We start from the raw sequence: 21,344 nt of genomic DNA, 5'->3' as shown, positions 1-21,344 counted from the left end.
GGTTTGAAAGGAGTGAGGACAAGTAGTGAAAATAGTCTTTAGTGGTTTAATGTATCGGGGGTCAGGTACGTGCCTGCCCCCCCTCTTTAGTTCCGGTTCACAAAAAGCTCATATCAGCTGATAATACAATCCGAATTTCGTATCATACCACAATAATTTGCCATGCTTGCTTTTAGGAAGACGTGCTTGTAAATTCCATTCCGGATATTGCTTCATAATTCGAACTTGATCTCCAGTTGCAAAAGCAATAAAGGAGATATAGTGATCTTTAGACATCGGATGTTCGCTAGAAATATACCATTCATTGTCAATATCCATGATGGTAAGTTGGTTTTCAGTTGTTGCTTTCTTTGCTTCTAATCGATCTAATTTTCTTCCGCAGCAAGATATGGAAATATCTCCAGTTGCTAAAGCGATATTTTGACATAATTCACATACAAAGTAATTTGATTTTTTCATATTTCCTCCTACAAAATCATTTGACGCTAAATCACCATCTAAGATACTTTCAATGTTAACTCCTAACAGTTCAGATAACTGTGGTAATAGCGAAATATCTGGATAGCCATAACCTCGCTCCCACTTTGAAACGGTTCGATCAGAAATGTTCATTAGATCGGCTAATTGCTTCTGAGTAAGGCGTTTTTCCTTCCTCAAACTATAAATTAGTTCTCCCACTTTACTATTGTTCATCGTATTCTCCTCCTACTACGCTTCTATCTTATAAGCTAATAAGCTCAGTAACAACAAACGTTCCGTAGAGTTTTTTTATAAAGAAACATGGTGACGATTCGAGATTGAAAAAAGGTCTAATTTGGTCCTAATAGTTTAGGTCATTTTATCGTGGGTGATTCGCACTGATTTTTTCATATCATCCAAAGGTCACGCTTTTTATGAAGCTTGTAAAAATTGTTGGGAACATCTACTTAAAAATAAGAGAACGCTCACTAGCTCATATGAACCAACTTTGATTATATGTCTTTGAACGGTAGAACATTGTTTGAAAATTATGCTAGATTTAAGTCGCGCTGATACTTAAAAGAAACATACTGCTTGATAAAAGAGGTTACTACGCTTTGTTATGTCTCAGTTCTCTTTTTGACTTAAAAGACTATTAATATCTCTTACGCCTGAACGAAGGTGTTAGGACATAAATAATCAAAAAAGTAGGAGGCATTACTATGTTTAAGAAATCAATTTTAGTTGTTTTTACTTTGGTTCTGTTGTTTAGTGGATATCAATTTGGACTTCCGTCCGCTCTTGCGATTCCTCCTGGAACACCGTCAAAGTCTGCCGCTCAATCTCAATTGGATTCCTTGACTGTACAGTCTGAAGATTCTATGTCCGGATACTCACGTGATAAATTCTCACACTGGATTGGACAGGGGAATGGCTGTGACACGCGTCAATTGGTGCTGCAGAGGGATGCTGATTATTACAGCGGTGACTGTCCTGTAACGTCTGGTAAATGGTACAGCTACTTTGATGGCGTGCAAGTGTATGACCCGTCTGATCTTGATATCGACCATATGGTGCCGTTGGCAGAGGCGTGGCGTTCAGGAGCAAGTAGTTGGAGCACACAAAAGCGAGAGGATTACGCGAATGACCTTGATGGTCCGCATCTTATTGCAGTAACGGCAAGCAGCAACCGCTCCAAGGGTGACCAGGATCCGTCTACTTGGAAGCCAACGCGTTACAGTGCTCACTGCGGGTATGCAAAGTGGTGGATCAATACGAAATATGACTATGATTTAAGCCTTCAGTCTTCAGAGAAATCGGCTCTTCAAAGCATGCTGAATACGTGTAGTTATTAATTCGGGTTAGTTGATAGTTTGATCGTTTCGACAAGCTGAGGAGGTGCGCTCAAATGAAACAAAAGTCGTCCATTTTCACTGCAACTCACGGTGTTATGACCGAAGAAGTAGGTGTGATTAGCGGGGAGCTTGAACTGGTGACTTCCTGTGATGAGAAAGGCGATCTCACGCTTCGCATCACGTATGTAGGAGCAGAGGAGTGGTACACGCTTCCTGGGAAAGAATATCGCTTACACGATATGCGTGACCATGAAGTCATTCACCGTTTGCTCGTATCGGTGCTTGAGCGCTCTTAAAATTCGACAAGTGACAGGCACCATGCAACCATGCACCATGGACAAGCAACATGCGACGGCTATGGTGCCCTGCCCCTATGTCCCTAGGAACACCGAGCCCGTTGGTGCATTAAGTGTTGGGGAAAGGGATGGTTGAAATTTGATCATCCTCTCGAGAGGGTTATGAAATGATGTATTGGAAAATAGAAGGGAGAGCTAATGATGGATTTTTTAGCTCTCCCTTTTGTTATATATTGAAATTGTGGTTGAGAAGGTCCTTCCTGAATGCTTTTTTCTTTAGTCAATGATCCCTTAGGTATATAGTCCATGTTATCAGGTTTGTGGTTTCCTGGAAAAACTCTCTGTTGTTGTTAAATAAAGCTTCTCTCTGTATGTGCGGTTCATTCATTGTTTGACACCGTAAGAGGACTAATGGCTCAATTATATGCAATGATGTAAAAACTGATTTACACATCGAAAGGTTTTGCCTATACTTTACTTTATAAATCGAAATCGTTTCGATTTATAAAGTAAAAAGTGAGGTGACTTTCTTGAAAGAAAAATATGAACTCCTTTGTTCGTTGAAAGTAATCGAAGTGGAGATTGCGGAACTCGCTCGATATGCACAGGAATTCGATGGATGCTACGATCTTTTGAAAAGCAAATTGGATGATTTATGTGCGTTCATCAATCGGAAAGAGAACATTGTGAAATGGAACCAGTGGAGCGAATTAGAGGAGGTTCAGGAGCTTTCACAGCAGCTGCGTGAAACATCGGTCAACGCTCTATGTGACGTGGAGAAATACCAGTCCATTCGAGCTCAGCAGGTTGGACTCCCAGTTGGACAATACGTGTCGTCTTTGGCGCAGTCTGTTAGGGATGAATACCACAACTTCGGCATACATAGTGAATCAAACGTGCTGTTTATTGGATCTGGAGCATTTCCAACAACAGCCTTAACGATTGCGAAAGAAACTGGTGCTAATGTGATTTGCTTGGACATAGATCATGAAGCCATTGAGTTGTCCAGGGAAGTGGCACGTGCATCGGGGCTCGAAAAACAGATTGCGTTTCTTCATGGTGATATTACCGCACAACATGAATTTGAGACTATCACTCATGTCTTTATTGCTTCTCTTGTGAAAGATAAACTTGAAGTGATCGACGTTCTTAAGGAGAAGGTGTGGGAAGGGACAAAGGTGATCGTCAGATTTGGAAACGGTTTGAAATCGATTTTTAATTATCCAATCGATGAGATCATCACAGGTAACTGGCTACAGCATACTGTCCCTCATGAGAAAAGTGACAGCATTTACGAAACACTCGTACTTGAGAAAAAGAGCAAGGTGATGACATGAGTATACAACATACATTGATTGTCGGTGCAGGTCCTGCAGCAATTCAAACAGCCGTTGCTGTTTCGAAGAGCTGGGAGGGAGAAATGTCACTAGTAAATCATAATAGTTCTTATTCGCGGGAAGTAAAGAACCAGCTCGAGAAATCTGAAAATGTGATTACAGCCATTGCACCAAATCGACCTTCTCTTTCTGGTAAGGTCAAGATTACGCGTTTTTATGATGGGTTTGCAACCGTTGAGGATCGATTTGACGTGATGATCTTATGCGTTCCAAGCTACAGTTATCATGACGTTCTTCAGGCTCTTCGGATAGAAAAATTAACACAACTTAAGACGATTATTTTATTGTCACCCGTAGTTGGATCGAACGAACACGTTAGTAATTTGGTTCACGACTCAGGTAGGAGTATTGAGTTGATTAGTCTTTCTACTTATTTCGCTGCTACTAAATTCGTCCCTGACGGTAACCTCGTTTCGTTCACGAAGGCGGTGAAGAAGCGGATTTACCTTGCTACAAACAAAAAAACGGGGCGTGATCTTCGCCTTATAGAGAAGTTATTAGCGGAAGCTGGTATTGAGACAGTCGTGAAGGAAAACGCGATTGATGTGGAATGTCGGAACATCACGACGTACGTCCATCCTCCGTTCTTTATTAATCCCTTCTCATTAAACGAAATCTTTTCTGAGAAAAAATCCTTGAAATCCCTATACAAGCTTTATCCGGAAGGGCCAATCACGCAAGAAACAATCAGAATGATGGTGAAGCTGTGGAAGGAGATTTCAGCTCTCGTCGTGGAGCTAGGTGGAAATCCAATTAATTTACTTCAATTTCTTAACGACGATAACTACCCTGTGCATGATGAGTCGCTGTCACGGTCTGATTTAGATAGGTTCTGTGAAGTTGAATCTGTTAAGCAGGAGTACTTACTGTACATTCGTTACGCTTCCATCTTGATCGACCCCTTTTCAAAACCTAATAAAAACGGTGCATACTTCGACTTCTCTAAGGTACCGTATAAGCAAATTTCGAGAACAGAATCCGGAGAATGGCGCGTGCCTAGGATCCCGTTCGAAGACTATAAGAATTTAAAGCAAATGCACCGCATGGGAGTAGAGAAAGGTATCAGTATGCCGGAAATAGTCCGATTGATTCAATTATTCGAACGGAAAGCTCACGAATGGCAGTATTTGAAAGGTGAGCGGATAACAGGAATGAGAAGTGAGCAAAGGGTGAAGGTATGAGAAATGGAGTTATTCTTGCCATTCTATCTTCATTGATTTTCAGTATGATGAATGTGCTCGTCAAAAGTGTAAGTGACACCGTGCCAACTTCAGAGATCGTCTTTTTTAGAAGTTTCATAGGAACGTTACTCATCTATTTCTTCATGAAGAGAAGCAAGGTTCGTTTCTCGAGGAAAGGGATTCCATTTCTAATGTTGCGCGGCATCTTTGGAGCACTGTATTTACTAGCATACTTCTATACGATTTCAAAAATTCCACTCGCGGATGCAAGCATTCTCGCACATCTCTCTCCTTTCTTTGCTGTGTTCTTTTCCTATCTGTTCTTAAAAGAACGAGTTTCTAAGCGAGTTATACTGATACTGCCTCTCGTTCTTGTTGGAATTGTATTGTTAACGAAGCCAGGAGCGTACTCGGCGTACTCGCTTTTTGCTCTTGTTGGTGTGGCAAGTGCTCTTTTTGCAGGAGCTGCTGCTGTGAGCATTCGTTTTCTAAGCAAAGCGCATCATTCATTTGAAATCGTATTTTATTTTTTGGCCACTGGTACCCTTATTACCATTCCACTAATGTGGAACAATTTTGTGCTTCCTTCGCCTACAGAATTGTCTATTCTAGTCGGAATTGGGGTTGTATCACTGCTCGGCCAGGTGTTCTTAACGAAGGCTTTTACACATGAAAGTGTTGTTGTTGTTGAAATCGCTCGTTACATAGGGATCGTGTTTAACATACTGTGGGGTTTTCTTTTTTGGGCAGAGGTACCTGATCTACTCACTGTAACTGGAGGGATGCTTATCGTTACTTCATGCATCTTGCTCTCTCGAAAAAAACAGCCAGTCCAAAAGTCGAAAATATCTTTCGTACCGGTATGGAAAAAGTAGTTAAAGGGATAAAAAGTTATTGACGTGAGGTTATCCGATGAGTATAAGTCATCCATTGTAAATAGTAATTATTTCGATTTAATGGAACGACGTCTCGTGTTATGGATTATAGTTTTTTCGGAATTTAAATCGTAATGATTTTGTTTTGTGGGGGTGTTCAATGAATTGTGTCGACTGGTACATAAGAAACTTTTTAACAATTTAATACTAGAGGAGAGAACAATGATGAAAAATAAGAAAACCATAGCGGGACTCCTGCTGAGCCTGTTATTAATCATAATCACAGGCTGCACAGATGAGGCAGGAACAGAGAAAAACCAATCAACCTCAAAAGATAAATCATTAACGATGTTATTCAGCTTTGCCTCGAAAACCATTGATCCTCACCAAGATTGGATGGGAGTGCGAGCTGGAATCGCTGAAACGCTTGTAAAACTTGATGATGATCTTGCGATTAAGCCGTGGCTTGCTGAATCCTGGGAGCAGAAGGACGAAACGACCTGGGTGTTTACTCTAAAAGAAGGAGTAACGTTTCATGACGGTTCACCAGTGGATGGGGAAGCGGTTAAAGCCTCCTTTGAACGTGCCATTGAAGTGAATGAAGCCTTAGCTTCCGCTTTGAAGATCGACAAGATGGAAGCGGATGGCCAGCAAATCACTTTTAAAACAACAGAGGAGTATCCTGCGTTTTTATCGGAACTCGTTCACACGAATGCATCGATCATTAAAGCAGATGCGGATAATATCGGTGAAAAGCCAATTGCTACAGGGGCTTTTCAAGTGGAGAGCTTTTCCTCAGAAGAAGAAATCAAATTGAAGAAGTATCCAAAGTATTGGGATGGAGAGGCCAACGTGGATCACGTCAGTATCAAGTTCAATTCCGACGCCAATGTACGGGCGCTAGCGCTTCAATCCGGAGAAGCGGATATCTCGTACCACTTGCCTCCAGAATCATTGGAACCGATTGAGAGTCATAATGAACTGCGTGTTGAATCGGTTGCTAGTTTAAGAGTACATTTCTTTCTCTATAATTCAGCCAAACCTGAACTGCAGGATGTGAAAGTCCGACAAGCCTTGGATCTGTTAGTAAACCGTCCGGTCGCTGTTGAGGAAATCATGAATGGCCACGCTACAGCAGCTAACGGACCATTTAACCCAGACTTCGAATTTGCGAGCGAGAAAGATCCTACATCTTATGATCCTTCGAAAGCTGAGAAATTATTAAACGAGGCAGGCTATGAGAAAAATGAGGATGGAAACCTGGAGAAGGATGGAAAGCCCCTCGAATTGACTTTAGCTACTTATGAAGGTAGACCTGAACTCCCAATGATGGCTCAATACTTTCAGTCCGAGGCAGCAAATCTTGGTATTAAGGTTAACGTCGTGACAGTTGAAAATATTGACAATTACCTATGGGAGCAGCAACAAGAGTGGGACATTGTTACCTATTCCAACTTAACAGCGCCTCGTGGAGACGGTGGTTACTTTCTCAATGTCGCTTATCTGCCTGATGGTTCTTTGAACCCTGGTCAAATTAATATCCCTGAAGTCAATAACATCACGAAGCAGCTTAACAAGGAAGCAGATCAAGAGAAACGAATCGAGTTGCAGAAAAAAGCAGTTGAAAAGATACAAGAAGAGATTTCGCAATCTTTCATTCTTCATCCCCATATTATCGTCGGGGTAAACCAACGCGTGAAAAATTGGAAGCCGGGATCAGAAGAATATTATTTGATTACAAATGAAATGGATGTTGAATAGAAGCAGAGTGGAAGAGTCTTTTGATGCTTTCACTTTTCTTGGCAAAGCTCATCCATTAGTTAGAAGGTGAGCAATGTGAAAAAATTACTGTTGATTATCGGATCCAGAATGCTTCAATTGGTTATTATGGTTCTGTTTCTCTCTTTTATAACCTTTTTATTAATGAAGATTACCCCAGGAGACCCGATCAGAACGATGTTGAATGTGGACGATATTGCCGCAACGAAAACCGATGAAGAAAACTTAATGAAAGCATACGAATTTGATCGGCCGATTCTTGAGCAATATGGAAAATGGGTCTTGGGGGTTCTTCAACTAGACCTTGGGGAATCGTTAATTTCCAAAAGGCCCGTTCTGGACATGATCCTGGATAAGCTACCCGCAACTCTTTCTTTATCCATTGGCGGTTTGGTGGTGCTCTTTATCATAGCTGTGCCGATGGGGATGCTGGGAGCTGTGTATGAAGGGCGATGGCCAGATTATCTGAGCAGGTGGACCGCTTTGACGGGAGCTTCTATCCCTAGCTTTTGGCTTGGATTAATGTTGATTTATGTTTTCTCCTTGCAATGGAATCTTCTACCTGTCATGGGAAAGGGGACGCTCGCACACTTTATTCTGCCTTCTGTCACGCTTGGGGTTGCGATGGCTCCCATGTATATTAGGCTTTTACGTGAGCGTTTAATCGCTACACTGCAAAGCCCTTATATCGAGGCTGCAAAAGCACGGGGTTTACGAAAAAAAAGAATCATTTTTTCACATGCTTTAAGGGGAAGCCTAATCCCACTCGTTACCATGTTTGGGTTAAGTATTGGCAGCCTCCTCGGAGGTGTGACAGTTATTGAGATTCTCTTCTCCTGGCCAGGGATGGGTGAATTAATCGTGAGCGCGGTTTTGCAGCGGGATTACCCTGTTATTCAAGGGTATATTCTGATCATTGGCTTTCTTGTTGTCCTATCAAACCTGGTGGTGGATTTTATGTACATGATGATCAACCCTCAAATTAACAATGGGGAGGAGTCGGTGTCATGAAAACTGCCGCTATTCAAGCACCGCTGAATGTACGGAAGATCAATCTCGTCCTTGGCCTTCTGCTCGCCTTATTCATCGTAGGTGTGATGCTGATTGGTGGATGGCTTGTGCCACATGATCCTTTTCTTGTCGATATGGGGAATAGGCTCCAAAGTTCCTCATCTGCGCATTGGCTCGGTACAGATCAGCTTGGCAGGGATATTCTTGCCAGAATTGTATATGGTGCCAAATTAACGATTGGATTAGGCACTGTAGCAATCGTCGCGGCTATTGTGATAGGCGTGCCGGTTGGTCTTCTTTCTGGGTATGTTGGAGGGAAAGTGGATGCCATTCTCATGAGAATAGTAGATGGTATCTTATCGTTTCCTGATTTCATCTTGGCCATTGCCATTGCCGGCATTCTTGGACCAAATCTTACAAACCTCCTCATTGCGATCGTTCTTGTTAGGTGGATTGTGTATGCGCGCGTTGTTCGTGGGCTTGTCTTAACGGAAAAAGAGAAGGAATACGTTCTTGTTTCGCAAACATCGAACTCAAGTGCCTTAAAAACGATTCGTATGCACATCTTGCCTCAGGTCATTCCAGATATCATTGTCATGGCAGCCATTGATGTTGGAAAGGTGATTCTACTCGTTTCCTCCTTTTCCTATATCGGATTGGGCGCACAGCCACCGATTCCAGAATGGGGAGCCATGCTTAATGACGGCAGAGCCTATTTCCAGGTCAATCCTTTGTTGATGGTCTATCCAGGTTTAGCGATCATGCTAACAGTTCTTTGTTTCAACCTCTTAGGTGATGGGCTGAAGAATCATTTTGATATTCGTAGAGGGAGGGGCAGAAATTGAGTGAAAGTCTAATCGTTATTAAAAACTTGACCGTTGAAAGCAGAGGAAATCCTTTAATCAAAGGCATCGATATGGAAGTAGATCAAGGACAAATTGCTGCACTAATCGGCGAAAGCGGCAGTGGAAAAAGTTTGACCGCTAAAGCTATATTAGGTCTTTTACCTGAGGAGATGAAAGTGACAGGACAGATTTTATATAAGGGACGGGACTTGTTGCAGATGAAGGAAAAAGAACGTCGCCAATTGCTTGGAAGAGACATCAGTCTGATCTTTCAAGACTATCGTGGAAGCTTTACTCCCTATATCAAAATCGGAAAACAAATGATCGAAACGATCCGCACTCATCAACGCATTTCCAAAAAAGCAGCGAAAGAAGCAGCTCTCCTTGTTTTGGAAGAAACCGGCCTGGACAGTGAACGGGTGTTTAAAAGCTATCCATTTCAATTGAGCGGGGGACAAGTGCAGCGTGCAGCCATCTCGATGACACTAGCCATTAAGCCGAGCCTTCTCATTTGTGATGAAATCACGACCGCATTGGATTTAATGAATGGAGAAAAAGTACTAAGTTATATCGATAAAGTACGCAGAGAAACGGACTGTGCCGTTCTGATGATTACCCATGATCTCGCAAAAGCCTATAAGTGGTCAGACAGGATTCATGTCATGTACGAGGGAGTTATTGTAGAAGAGGGATCGTCAGAACGAATCCGTTGCCACCATCAACATCCGTACACGAAAAAACTCTGCTCTTGCTTATTGTCACTCCCTAGTGAACGACAGCCATCGACCAGCGAAAGGGCGAATTCCCTATGAATACTTTGCGAGTAGAAAATCTATCAAAACATTATTCTAAAAACCTGCAAGCACTGAACCAGCTTTCTTTTTCTGTGGATCAAGGGGAGTCTTTTGGGATCGTTGGAGAGAGCGGAAGTGGGAAAAGTACATTAGCCAGAATTTTAGTCGGCCTGGAAACCTTTAAGGAGGGGATGATTACGTTTCAAGGAAGTCCGATCGTACCTAAGAAACGTGCTCCTTTACGAGCGTACCGCAAGAATGTCCAGATGATCTTCCAGGACGCTGCCAGTGCTTTAAATCCAAAACTTCCAATCTGGAAAAGCCTACTGGAACCTCTGAAGAATTATAAAGAATTCACGCCGTCTTTTATACAAGGAGATGGCCTTTCAGATAAAGAAATCGCAGGGGAACTTTTGGGGTTGGTGGGTTTGGACAGTAGCCTGGCTGAACGATATCCCGATGAGCTAAGCGGAGGTCAGAAGCAAAGGGTGAGTATCGCAAGGGCGATCAGTCTCCAACCTTCGCTCCTCATCTGCGATGAACCAACTGCCAGCCTGGATGTAACGATGCAAGTGCAAATACTTACTCTCCTAAAAGCGTTGCAAAAGCAATTGAACATCACGATCTTATTCATCTCGCACGATATAAGAGCGGTAACCTTCCTATGCGAAAGAATCATCGTCCTAAAAGAAGGGGGCATGGTGGATCAGTTCATATTAGAGGATATGTATGAGCGAGAAAGAGATCCTTATACAAAGGCACTGATTGCCGCAGCTTCCCTGGATTGATGTTGTATTTTTCACTATGATGCGGTTTGTGTGGAAGATGTACTCATTCCTTTTAATCGGGGTGAGGATGCGCCTTCCGTCGAGAATCGAAAGATCCCCCTTTTTACTAGGAAGTTATAGAAGGAGAATAGTATGTATCCAGAAGCAACATCTTTAGAAATCAAGAAAGCATGCAGCCATAAAGAGTATCTGCGTTTAGCAATCCCCCTCGTCATATCAGGGATCTCGACTCCGCTTCTTGGGGCGGTGGACACGGCTGTTGTCGGCCGAATGCCTGATCCGATTTCCATTGGGGGAGTCGCAATCGGGGCCGTTATCTTTAATACGATGTACTGGCTCCTTGGATTTTTGAGAGTTAGCACCAGCGGGTTTACGTCGCAGGCAGAAGGGCTTAAGGATGAAAGGGAGATCCTATTAACCTTTTTCAGACCCACGATCATCGCTATCCTGTTCGGTTTGCTTTTTCTCTTTTTGCAGGAGCCAATCTTGCATATCTCCTTAATGCTGATCGGTGGAAGTGAAGACCTTTCAGGAATGGCCGCCTCCTACTTTACCATCAGAATCTGGGGAGCACCTTTCATTCTATTAAGCTATGTGATGATTGGTTGGCTCATAGGAATGGGAAAAGTCCGGCTTGCACTCGCCACACAAGTGGTGATGAATGTCCTGAATATTTTTTTGGATTTCATCTTTGTGCTTGGACTTGAAATGGGCGTCACAGGGGTGGCTTACGCAACATTGATCTCTGAAGTCACAGCGGTATTGTTCGGCGCCGTAGTTATCTATCGATCAATCAAGCCAGGCCTTAAGGAAATTCGGTTGAGGATGTTGACCGAACTTGAACCACTTCAAAAAATGTTCAAAGTGAACCGAGACTTGTTCTTGCGTACAATCTGCCTCTTGGCGATGACGATCTTATTCACTTCAAAAGGAGCAAGTATGGGCGAAGTTATCTTAGCTGGCAATGCGATCCTCTTGCAAATTCATTATATGATGGCTTACTTGTTCGGAGGTTTCGCAAATGCGTCCAGCATCCTAGTCGGAAGGTCGATTGGAAGTGGAAACCGACTGCTGTACACACGCGCTTTTCACTTATCAGCACAATGGGGATTGGGATCTGCCGCTTTTCTCTCCCTCGTTATGGTGTTATGGGGTCAGGCAACCGTTTCTCTCTTTACAACGATAGAAGCAGTGCGGGCAGCTGCCCAAGATCAACTCATCTGGATGGTCCTCTTTCCTATTCTCGGATTTTGGGGACTGCAGCTGGAAGGGATATTCTCAGGCGCCACTCAAGCAGCACCAATACGAGATTCGATCCTTCTGGCCTTGCTTCTGTTCCTGCCAGCAATCTGGCTGACTGTTCCCATCCTAGGAAACTCGGGGATTTGGTTAAGCTTCATTCTTTTCAGTTTCGGTAGGTCATTGTTTTTATCACTGTATATTCCAAAGCTAGGGAAGAAAAGCTTCAAGCACGAAGGAGCAGGTTCCATGTCTCGGTCGCTGATGTCCATGAAGACCTGATTCTGGGTTAGTTTAGAATGGGGTCATTTTTATAGATCTTGGAGTAAGCGCTCATCACTGTGAAAGGATTTTTGAAAAGTAAAAGAGAGGGCTACTGATTCAATCAGTAGCCCTCTCTTCCGTTATGAGATGCATCAACAGTAGAGGAAAGAAGGGGTCAGACACGTACCTGACCCCTCCATCTCAACCATGCATCCCCCCAACTAACCAACTTTTAGCACGATGAAACCCCACAGGAATTTGAATAATCGTCGTTTTCTGTGCAGCTTCCAGTTCATAAATGTCATCACAACCATTGATATCAAAACCAAGCAGGGGATGACCGTTCATGCCAAGTGCGCTGGCCGTTAATAATAGTTGCTGAAGAAGCATCCCAGCTTCCATATGTTGAATGCGATAGCCTCTGTAGCCAAGTTCTGCTTTGTGATACGTGCGATCTCCGACTAAATGCAGGCAGATTGGAACTTGATGCAGATTAACGTTATGAAGGGACATTCCAGCTTGGAGGTCTAAACGAAAGTCACCCTCTTTAATGGGTAAAAGGGAATGAGAAGTAGGGTCATACCGATAAGCCCCATTTGGAATGCCATCTACTTGATAAAAGCACCCGTAAAGAGAGACGCGTGACAATTGATTTTCTCCCTTATCTAAATCGTTAGCGTACGTGTAGGAATCAGTGCTTTCCTTCAGAAGGGAAGCGAGCTGAATCTGATCGATTCTTTGTCCGTTAAAATCCATTTCTGGTGAATAGCGATTCTGACAAACGTGAGCTAAATCTTTGGTTATCTCTCTTGCTTTAGGCAAAGCAATCTTTGACTTGTTTTCGAAGTTCTCTTCGCTTTTTTTAAGCCCCCGTATCAACCTGGTAGATTCAAGAAGCGTGGCGTGATGAACCTGTGCGATTTCAGGAAACGGTAAGACGTTTTGAGAACGTTGGTAATGCGTTGTTTTGATTTTAGGAATTTCTTTCACCAATTCTGCTGCTGAACATTCTCCAGGCGCCTCTTCATGCACAATATTATGCTTTGATAGCGGAATGACCGCGTAGGTACTTTCCTCCAGTTCTTCAAGCCCCAGTAAGTGATTGATCGCTGAATCTAGAAATCGAAATTGAACCTTCGGGTAAAAGCGAAAACATTTACTAACCTCCAATAGCTGACCAATAAGTGCCCCCGCATCCAATCCTTGAAGACGATAGGAAAAGTTGTTGTATTTAAAAAAGTTCTTCCAAAACATCGTCGTGATGATGACGGCCCCAAAACAGCTCGAAAGGTTAGAGTTACTTCCTAGTGCGCTGTTTAAGTAAGAATCAAAATAACCTTTACGTAACAAAAGAAGACGATGATGAGCAACATCATAATGGTAAATCCCGTTCGGTAGTTCATCTAGTTTAAGATATAGATACAGTTCACTTGGATATAAGCCGCCTCCTGATGGGGGGAAGCGGCGGAATGATTGCATCGTTTCCGTTGATTCGCCACCCTTATCAGATGGAAAAGCTGTCTGACTAATCTGAGACAGCCCATAAACATACCAGAGAAAAGAACCGATTGTTTTCAGATCGGGCGTTGGGTGAAACGATGATTCTTGAATAACGAATGGAACATCATGAGCAAGAGCGTACTCCGGCAAATGACGATAAATCTTAAATGGAAGGGGAGCATCGTCCCAATTCACTTCCCAGTTCGGTGGCGTCACAAGGTCATTTTGGAAATGCAGTTGATGTAAGAACAAATCAAGATCCATCACTAACCTCCTCGCCACGTTAAGGGAACGGGTGCGGATAAGGGTTGAGCTCCTCAACTGTTAGTTCGCGATCAACATATCCGAGTTCTTTTGGAACTTTCAATACTCGGCTTAAGCCGGTAACGCGCCTTAAGTGATGGCCAAATGTCATCGGCAGCATCCCTGGAATGATGACCTTTGCGCAGTGAAGTCCGTTCCGATGAATTTCAGGTGTAGTTTGATCGACAACGATCACATCCAAGTTTAAACGGCGAAAGGTTTGTAACATCGTATTTAGATCATCCGTGAGGTCGGCATGACGTTTTGACGGTTGAAAAGCTTCTTGGAATGTTTGCATAGGTCGATTCTGATTTAGTAAAAAGTGAAGGCGTTCTTCTGCTTCAGGAAGTCCGTACACCATGCCGTGATCTTCCATTTTCTTAACAAGAGAGGAGTCATGATACATGGCTAGAAATTCATCTTTCTTGTTTTTGAAATCTTTATTTAATGGTGGGATCAGTCCAACACTTTCAAAGATTGCACTTTTTACAGCTCTCACAGGATCGAGATGCGCGCCAGCCGCACACATCAGGTTTAAGCGATCGGTATGAGAAGTGCGGTTCTTCGTGATCGTTAAGATGCAGGGGATGTCGTGTTCCATCGTTGCATTGTATAAATAAAGATCATATCCTAATACTTCTCGCATGCGGTCGATCATCAAATGTAGTTCTTCATCATTTGATGAGACTGGATCAATCCGAGGAAGAGAGAGCTTTGCATACCATGTTAATAGAAAAGAGTCGCGTTCAAGCACTTCCATCATGCCGTAGAAAATCGCTTCTTCAAGACTTCCTCCGATCGCACAGCCATTAGACGTTTCAAACACAAACCCGTCGCCGCAGCCCATGCTGTAATAAGCGAGCCGCTCTGGCACGAGAATCGGCTTTTTTTCAATAAGAGAGTAGCCCCACACCCAGTTCATTTTTCGATCAGGATGAAATGGAGCGAATGGATAGCCTTGCTCTGCATACTGTTCATCATCATGAACGCCGAGCTTAAGAGGGTTCAAGGCTCGATCCAGATTGCGATAGGAATCGTGAACAACGGTTCTTTTCCCTTTTGCATCAATGCCACAAGACCGCTCCAACCCTTCCAATATCGCTGTCATTTCACTCATCGCGTACGAATTTGTTCTTCCTGCAGAGCCTTCATTTCCATTAAACAGAGGAAGGTTAACGATCGCATCAGCATACGGTGTTTCAAAATCGATCATAAGACGATTTAATAGACCTGTTCGTGGATCGAGATAATCTCTTGAAAGTACGTTGCTTAAGTCGTCCATCGAACGACATCGATAGCGATCTTCACTAATTTTCAAACTTGGTTTAAGCGTAATCACCGCATCCGTTTCCGAGTCTTCGGGCAAATGACTGCAAACGGAACAATAGGCGTCTGGTAAGATACGATGGCGAGAGCTCTCAAGGGAACCTAAATTGGTGAAATGAACCGCCCTTTCTAATTGAGGAGACTTAAGATGTACCACATTGTGCACTTCATTTTTGATTAGTTGAGCCATTTGAAGAAGTCCCGTTTGAGAGAGCCATTCATCACGAATATTGCCATCGGCCTTGCTTAAAACCTGTTGAATTTTCCATAGATCTTCCCGGTCGTTCGCTGCCATCATCTTTCTTGTATCCGCACATTGTGAACAGCCTTCACGACCGGGGCGAACGAGCGGACCAACGACACCTTCACCAAATGATAAGAAGCCCCGTAGCCAATCGATACCGTGCTCCCGCGCCACTTCCTCCGCAAGTTTATGTATCGATGGATTCCAATAGTCATGGATGACGAGCAACAATGTCGTATTCTTAAGTATCGCCTTCTCTAAGTCTGGAAGGAGAGTGAGGTGATGGAAGGGAGCCAGTTCTTTTGCTACGCGTTGTTGTAACATGCCATTTCCTACTAGTGTAATATTAGCGCTCACGTCTTCTCCCCCTTCCTAACAACACACCGTAGACATCTAGATATCCATCTTTTTCAAAGGTTTCGAGATTTATTTTTACAATGGAAAGCTCCTTGTTTTGTTGTTCGAAAAGGTCCACCACGGAACGAAGAATGTTAGCCTGGTCGTTCGTGTCATAGGCAGGAATATCAATGGATTGGACTGCTTTTTCTTCAAACTGGATCGTTGAAAAGGAGGGGGCTAATGAAGTTGATTTGTTTTGTGCCTCTTTAACTGCCTGAAGAAGCGAAACGCGCAAAGCCAGCGTGAGAGTAAATCCGACAGTTCCGTACCAGCGGTTATCTTCCGCTTTCCTCCATACGACAGGAAGTCCGTACACATCTTTTCCTAAGCCTAGCTCCGGCACTTTCTTCATGGTCGATAAAACTTTCAAATAGTAGTTACAGAGATTGTCTTCAACTTGATCGAAGGAAAGTTTGGATATGTTTGTAGTGCACTGATCCGCTTTCTCATTCCACTCCTCTTCAAGTGTTTTTTGCAGAGCCCGGCTAACCCCTTCAATGAACGTTTCTCCAGCTCCAATATGAAGCTCGGTTTGCGTATACGGACAACGCTCTAATTGAAAGGGGAGTGATGAGATGATCTTCCCCTTTAAAGGAAGTACGTACTGCTCAATTCCGGTCAAACCAGCTTCTCGCCTCGCTTCTTCGTGTGTTAAAGCGGCGATTAGGATACTCGGATGTCGTGAAGAAAGGTCATCTGGTTGTATGTTAACCGTTTGAATTTCACATTGAGCTAAAGGTAATTGATTCAGCTCGCCTTCTTCCCACTTATGGAAAATACCTAACTCGCTTGAGGTTAACTGACTGAAATAGTAGAGAAGTTCGTTTTGAGCTTTTTTTCCATCATTTGTCCTTATCTTTTCTAATACGTTTTCTACCCTTATAACGTCGAGCTTTGCTGATACGAGCGGATGAGGTTGATACGGATGCCATTTGCCTTCAAGTGTCTCGAGGTTAAGGAGATACATTTGGTTGTGCGACAGCACAGGGATGCCCGTGCTCTTTTTAAATAATTCAAATACGATCACATTCGCTAGCATTGCACCTGCTGGGGAAGAGAGTGAGCTCGTTTGTTCGTTCCGGTTCATGCTTCGCCATGCAGACTCCCAGCAGCCAGCATCGGGGCTTACAAGTGGGCCGGCCACACCCATTTTTCCAGGACAGAGTGCTGGGATAAACAGTTTTCTTTTTTCTTGGCAGGCATGAAGGATGGTTCGTAGTTCTTTGACGTTTCCTTCTTGTGATACATATAAAATCGCATCGAATGGCTCGACGAGCGTATCCCAGGAGATCGGGTCACTATCCATTTTTAACGTGAGTTCAATAGAAACTTCAGGGTCTGTTTGTCTCGCAGCCGCCTCTAATTCCCTTATTCTTTGTTGACTGGTGTTCGTGTTTGTTAGTAACGTATGGAACCGGGGCAAGCCGGATGTAAGTAAAGATGACACTAATCCAATTAACATGGATCCTTCTCCGATAGCTAAAACGTTTTGCTCTCGGTATTGTTGAAACCGGTAAGCTCCTGAATCACAGAAACTTTCGATGTATTCAATCTGTGCAGCGAATTTCTCCACCACATGTGGTTTCAACTGATGGGAGCGGTCTTTACTAACGTCACGAAGAAATCCATTCGTAAAGAGAGAATCGGTAATCTCGTAAACCCGATTGCGATAGGGCTCTGGTAATCCATCTGTTAAGCTAGCTAGCGAATATTCCCCGTTATACATCGGAATCAGCTTTTCTATCCATTGATGAATCGTGGTCCCTTCCATACGAAATGAACCTGAATTGTTCCTAAAATAAACGCTCCCGCTCGGCTCCGGCATGAAGAAAGTGCCCTTCTTTAGCTTTAAACGCATAGAAGGATGAACATTCATCATCAGACACCTCCTGATTCACTGATCTGACTTCATACTAGGAGTCTATGTTCGTTGCTTTGTCTCATATGTGTGGACAAAATCGCGACACCACGGCTAACGAATTTCAAATGAGTTTACTGATACAAAGTAAGGATAGTTTAAGTAGGATAAGGGGTTGGATATTTATGTTAAAGTTGAGATGGAAAGTGAAAAAGTTGTTTCTGAAAAGGACAGCAATTTTCAACAATTTGCTAAGAGATAATAGACAATTTGAAACGAATGTTCATGCCTATCTTATGAAGAATGAGAGGCCATACGCATGGACTATTTGAGGGGATTCTGTCTCCTATAGGCAATGGCATTCAAAACAACTCCTTCAATAATGCGATAACCGAAAATGAAACCGAAGAATGAAGGGAGTCTTTAATAATGAAGAAAAAGAAGAAACTCATCCATTCCGAATGGAGATGGAGTGTGCTGGCTTTGGCGGTTTTCATCGGAGGGAGCTTTGGAAGTCAACTCGTCTTTCTGCCTGATGTGCCCTATCTACCTCCTATATTTGGGTATTTAACCGGTTCTTTAATAATGGTCGCCGCTAATGTGATTTACGTGGTTTATAAGCGAAAGAAAATTACTAGGACGGGAGATCAGAAATAGAACCACGGGTAAGATTATACGAATATGAGGTGAAAGAGTCCGTGAAGCTTTCGATATGAAAAGACAGGGTTAAAGAGATGGTCAAGACTATGAAAAGGAGGCTTCTTATGAAAAGCGAACAGAGCAGTAAACGGAATAACATTCAGTGGACTGCATTTGGGATTGTTATGCTCACTCTCGTTATTAGAATAACGTTAATACTATCGGGAATAGCACAGGATTTAGAATACAGCACAATGAATGCGATAACTTGGACAGGATTTGCGGTAGGAATTATTTTTCTATTGGTTTCTTACTTATTTCCAAAGGGGACCTAAAGCCGTCAGTACACATCTAAACTGAATCGGGGCGTATCTATAACTATTTAAGTACAAGTGGAGTACAAACATATTAATCATCCACGTAAAGAATGATGGAAATATTGATAGGAAATAGGGGTTCTATATGAGAATTTTGCACAGGCAGTGGGTAAGAAGTTTACTCTTAGTATTTGTTTTAGCTTTTCTATTAATCTGGGACAGGGTTGTTTTATTTATTCTAGGGTTATTACTATTGGGCTTAATAGAGATGGTGGTTCATAAAAGTAAAAAGACCTCTTATTAGCGAAATTTTCACCTAGGGAAATTTTTCGTTTAAACATTATACATCGATCGTTATTGGCATTCTAGCATATAGAAGAATGTAGGTTGTAAGTAAGAAGAGGTAAACTATCTTGTTTACGAGGAAAGATATCTCTTATACAACATTGAAGTGATGTGGAGGTTCAGCAACTGTTATTGATGTATCTTTAGGGGGGGGGGGAATGACCAGGTGTTGAAATGCAAGATGTTCTTCATTATGACTGCTCTAACTCTTACTTTGATAGGTTGTTTTCAGGTTGAAGAAGGGACGTTTATTAATGGGGAAATAACAGAAATCAACAAAGAAAGTGGGGATATGGAAATTGATATCCAAGCTTGGACAACAGTTAGCGATGCAGAATCCTCGACAGAGTCATATCAATTTGAAGACAAACCAGATTCACCTACTATACGAGTTTCCAATCCTGAAAAATATGATGAGGGGCAAAGAGTAGAGGTGAAAGTGATCAAAAATTATGAAGAAGATGTCTGGGATTTAGATCGATTAAAGTTTGAAGTGGAAGAGGTGAATTAGATATTTAACCTATTAAATGCGTTAATTAAAAATTGAGATCGAGTCTTCAGTCATCTCGGAGCTTATTCGTATATGAATAGGCTTTTTCTAATGTTAAATAAAAGATTGAGAAATGTGTATTAGTTTGAAATAATTGGTAGTAAGGTTTTTGGCAGAAAGGACGGGTTTTTATTGTATGGGATTGATCAGGGATTTTGGCTGAAGTTATTGATCTTAATTACAATCTTAGGGCTATTAATCTTTTCTTTTCATGCAATTATGAGAAGGTTGCTAAAGGTTGAAAAGAAGAAATTCTTTTCCAACCACCATCTCAATGAAACGCATAAGAAAGTGGATCGGAGTATTAGAGTCATCGTGATCGGCTTGCTGATGATTGGTTATGTTTATAATGTCACTAGACCGTCTACCGAATGGGTATGGTATTTGGAACCGTGGTTCTTAATGTGTCTCATGGTCGTTACTACTGAATCATCTACAGCATTGATGGAATGGAAATACGCAACAAATCGAAAGGATTATCTATTAACGATTAGTCAATTACTCTTTTTTATCATATTAATGGTGTCAATGTTTTCTAGCAATTTTTTTGGATTAATGTAACGCATTCTATTAGTTTTATAGCAGAAGCAAATTGCGATCAGAAAGATCTAGTTGAATACGAAAAGACTGGATTTGGTTATGGTCGCAACCATACCCATCGCTGATTTAACTTACCTTATTTTGGCTTGATACCGGACCTTGTCCTATTCGTTATGTCATTAGCTGCCTTCTTATCAGGAGTATGGGTTTTATCTAGAAACCGTAAGCGGCAAGGGATGACGTGAAACTTATTCACTTTTGTTCTACCTATTCATTTAGTAATTTTTCAAAGTAGTGTTTGCCTATCTGGGAGTTTACTAAGTTAATGAAGGTTTTCGAGTGTTGTATGCCGTCTATGAAGGATCAGTTGCTACCTTATAGGAAAGGGCAGATCCGATTCGATCCAAACCAGGGGGACAAATCATGAGAAAAACACTATTAGTGTTGATAATCATACTCTCACTATCGCTAAATGCTTGTTCAACGAACGAATTAGAAAAGGTAGAAAGCGTAAAAATAAGCTATTGGATTGGTGATGAAAAACAACCAGAAGAAGCATCGTTTTCAGATAAGAATATTAGTAAGTTGTTCGTGAACGCGACTAATCGTGCAGTGGAACTTGATGATCAAAAAGTGATTAAAACACCTCCAGTCTTGACTTACGATCTTATTACGGATGAAAACACTTACCAAACATTTCATTTATGGATGACTGAAACCGGAGAAGGATTCATTCAAAGTCTTTTGTTGGAAGATCGTTTCACTTACCGATTGGAGGAAGGAGCGGTAACCGATTTAACCACCTTTTTGAACAACGAAGGAAATGTTGATCTTAGTACTCATATTGAGTTTGAACAATAAAGAACTTAGAGACATTCCTCTCTAACAAAGCATTTCTCCGAGATGGAGAAGTGCTTTGTTTATGAAGGTAAAGGTTGAGAAGAGGGAGAGTTCGAAACATTCTTTGGTCTATAAACTAGCGAACAGGATGCTTGATGAGCTATCTACAGACCCCAATAGAAATATAAGTTTTCCCTCTT

The 21,344-nt window shown here is 42.3% G+C and carries 20 protein-coding genes; 16 read left to right on the top strand and 4 right to left on the bottom strand.

What is annotated here, in order from left to right; all coding sequences use genetic code 11:
• Window positions 1-108: 108 nt before the first annotated feature.
• Window positions 109-693 carry a helix-turn-helix domain-containing protein gene (locus tag Q4550_RS01185; RefSeq protein WP_303529635.1) on the bottom strand — a complete coding sequence of 195 codons (585 nt, stop codon included), beginning with the start codon at window positions 691-693 and terminating at the stop codon, window positions 109-111.
• Between the two features lie 488 nt (window positions 694-1,181).
• Here Q4550_RS01185 and Q4550_RS01180 point away from each other — a divergent pair, with 488 nt between their 5' ends.
• The 11 genes from Q4550_RS01180 (at window position 1,182) to Q4550_RS01130 (ending at window position 12,301) form a co-directional block, all read left to right on the top strand.
• Window positions 1,182-1,814 carry an HNH endonuclease family protein gene (locus tag Q4550_RS01180; protein WP_283152621.1) on the top strand — a complete coding sequence of 211 codons (633 nt, stop codon included), beginning with the start codon at window positions 1,182-1,184 and terminating at the stop codon, window positions 1,812-1,814.
• 53 nt (window positions 1,815-1,867) lie between these two features.
• Complete coding sequence (locus Q4550_RS01175) at window positions 1,868-2,110, top strand: hypothetical protein (protein WP_303529629.1); 243 nt, start codon at window positions 1,868-1,870, stop codon at window positions 2,108-2,110.
• A 530-nt stretch (window positions 2,111-2,640) separates the two neighbouring features.
• Entirely contained in the window at window positions 2,641-3,447 is an 807-nt protein-coding gene (locus tag Q4550_RS01170; RefSeq protein WP_303529626.1) for a nicotianamine synthase family protein, read from the top strand.
• Window positions 3,444-4,688, top strand: a complete 1,245-nt coding sequence (locus Q4550_RS01165) for an opine metallophore biosynthesis dehydrogenase (protein WP_303529623.1) — start codon at window positions 3,444-3,446, stop codon at window positions 4,686-4,688. Before Q4550_RS01170 ends, Q4550_RS01165 begins: the two co-directional genes overlap by 4 nt.
• Entirely contained in the window at window positions 4,685-5,563 is an 879-nt protein-coding gene (locus tag Q4550_RS01160; protein WP_194220790.1) for a DMT family transporter, read from the top strand. Before Q4550_RS01165 ends, Q4550_RS01160 begins: the two co-directional genes overlap by 4 nt.
• A gap of 225 nt (window positions 5,564-5,788) precedes the next feature.
• Window positions 5,789-7,324 carry a nickel ABC transporter substrate-binding protein gene (gene nikA / locus Q4550_RS01155; protein ID WP_303529619.1) on the top strand — a complete coding sequence of 512 codons (1,536 nt, stop codon included), beginning with the start codon at window positions 5,789-5,791 and terminating at the stop codon, window positions 7,322-7,324.
• 75 nt (window positions 7,325-7,399) lie between these two features.
• Window positions 7,400-8,353, top strand: a complete 954-nt coding sequence (gene nikB / locus Q4550_RS01150) for a nickel ABC transporter permease (RefSeq protein ID WP_303529616.1) — start codon at window positions 7,400-7,402, stop codon at window positions 8,351-8,353.
• Window positions 8,350-9,198 (top strand): nickel transporter permease, encoded by an 849-nt coding sequence (gene nikC / locus Q4550_RS01145; RefSeq protein WP_303529613.1) that lies wholly within the window; start codon window positions 8,350-8,352, stop codon window positions 9,196-9,198. Before nikB ends, nikC begins: the two co-directional genes overlap by 4 nt.
• Window positions 9,195-10,010: an ABC transporter ATP-binding protein gene (locus tag Q4550_RS01140; RefSeq protein ID WP_303529610.1), complete on the top strand. Its 816-nt coding sequence runs from the start codon at window positions 9,195-9,197 to the stop codon at window positions 10,008-10,010. Before nikC ends, Q4550_RS01140 begins: the two co-directional genes overlap by 4 nt.
• A complete protein-coding gene (locus Q4550_RS01135; protein WP_303529608.1) occupies window positions 10,007-10,780 on the top strand; it encodes an ABC transporter ATP-binding protein in 774 nt (257 codons plus the stop codon). The genes Q4550_RS01140 and Q4550_RS01135 overlap by 4 nt, the downstream gene beginning before the upstream one ends.
• Before the next feature lie 132 nt (window positions 10,781-10,912).
• On the top strand, window positions 10,913-12,301 hold the full coding sequence (locus Q4550_RS01130) for an MATE family efflux transporter (protein WP_303529605.1): 1,389 nt from the start codon (window positions 10,913-10,915) through the stop codon (window positions 12,299-12,301).
• Window positions 12,302-12,484: 183 nt separating this feature from the next.
• On the opposite strand, the gene Q4550_RS01125 is transcribed toward Q4550_RS01130, so the two are convergent.
• The 3 genes from Q4550_RS01125 to Q4550_RS01115 are packed head-to-tail and all read right to left on the bottom strand — an operon-like array spanning window position 12,485 to window position 17,934.
• Entirely contained in the window at window positions 12,485-14,047 is a 1,563-nt protein-coding gene (locus tag Q4550_RS01125) for a SagB/ThcOx family dehydrogenase (RefSeq protein ID WP_303529603.1), read from the bottom strand.
• Between the two features lie 19 nt (window positions 14,048-14,066).
• Window positions 14,067-16,013, bottom strand: coding sequence for a TOMM precursor leader peptide-binding protein (locus tag Q4550_RS01120; RefSeq protein WP_303529600.1), 1,947 nt, complete (start codon window positions 16,011-16,013; stop codon window positions 14,067-14,069).
• Window positions 16,003-17,934, bottom strand: coding sequence for a putative thiazole-containing bacteriocin maturation protein (locus Q4550_RS01115; protein WP_303529597.1), 1,932 nt, complete (start codon window positions 17,932-17,934; stop codon window positions 16,003-16,005). Before Q4550_RS01115 ends, Q4550_RS01120 begins: the two co-directional genes overlap by 11 nt.
• A 408-nt stretch (window positions 17,935-18,342) precedes the next feature.
• Between Q4550_RS01115 and Q4550_RS01110 the strand changes: the two genes are divergently transcribed.
• The 5 genes from Q4550_RS01110 to Q4550_RS01090 all read left to right on the top strand — a co-directional run bounded on the left by Q4550_RS01110 (window position 18,343) and on the right by Q4550_RS01090 (window position 21,165).
• The gene (locus tag Q4550_RS01110) at window positions 18,343-18,570 is read left to right on the top strand and encodes a hypothetical protein (protein WP_194220799.1); all 228 of its coding nucleotides are present in this window, start codon (window positions 18,343-18,345) and stop codon (window positions 18,568-18,570) included.
• Between the two features lie 107 nt (window positions 18,571-18,677).
• Window positions 18,678-18,887, top strand: a complete 210-nt coding sequence (locus tag Q4550_RS01105; RefSeq protein WP_194220800.1) for a hypothetical protein — start codon at window positions 18,678-18,680, stop codon at window positions 18,885-18,887.
• Window positions 18,888-19,380: 493 nt separating this feature from the next.
• On the top strand, window positions 19,381-19,725 hold the full coding sequence (locus Q4550_RS01100) for a hypothetical protein (protein WP_194220801.1): 345 nt from the start codon (window positions 19,381-19,383) through the stop codon (window positions 19,723-19,725).
• Window positions 19,726-19,896: 171 nt separating this feature from the next.
• Window positions 19,897-20,325 (top strand): DUF4181 domain-containing protein, encoded by a 429-nt coding sequence (locus Q4550_RS01095; RefSeq protein ID WP_194220802.1) that lies wholly within the window; start codon window positions 19,897-19,899, stop codon window positions 20,323-20,325.
• 402 nt (window positions 20,326-20,727) lie between these two features.
• Window positions 20,728-21,165 (top strand): hypothetical protein, encoded by a 438-nt coding sequence (locus Q4550_RS01090; protein ID WP_194220803.1) that lies wholly within the window; start codon window positions 20,728-20,730, stop codon window positions 21,163-21,165.
• Window positions 21,166-21,344: the final 179 nt, after the last annotated feature.

This window comes from Anaerobacillus sp. 1_MG-2023 (genome assembly GCF_030547345.1).
GTDB lineage: Bacteria > Bacillota > Bacilli > Bacillales > Guptibacillaceae > Guptibacillus > Guptibacillus hwajinpoensis_B.
Note: the sequence above shows the minus strand (reverse complement) of the source record. Positions and strands in the feature narration are given on the sequence as shown.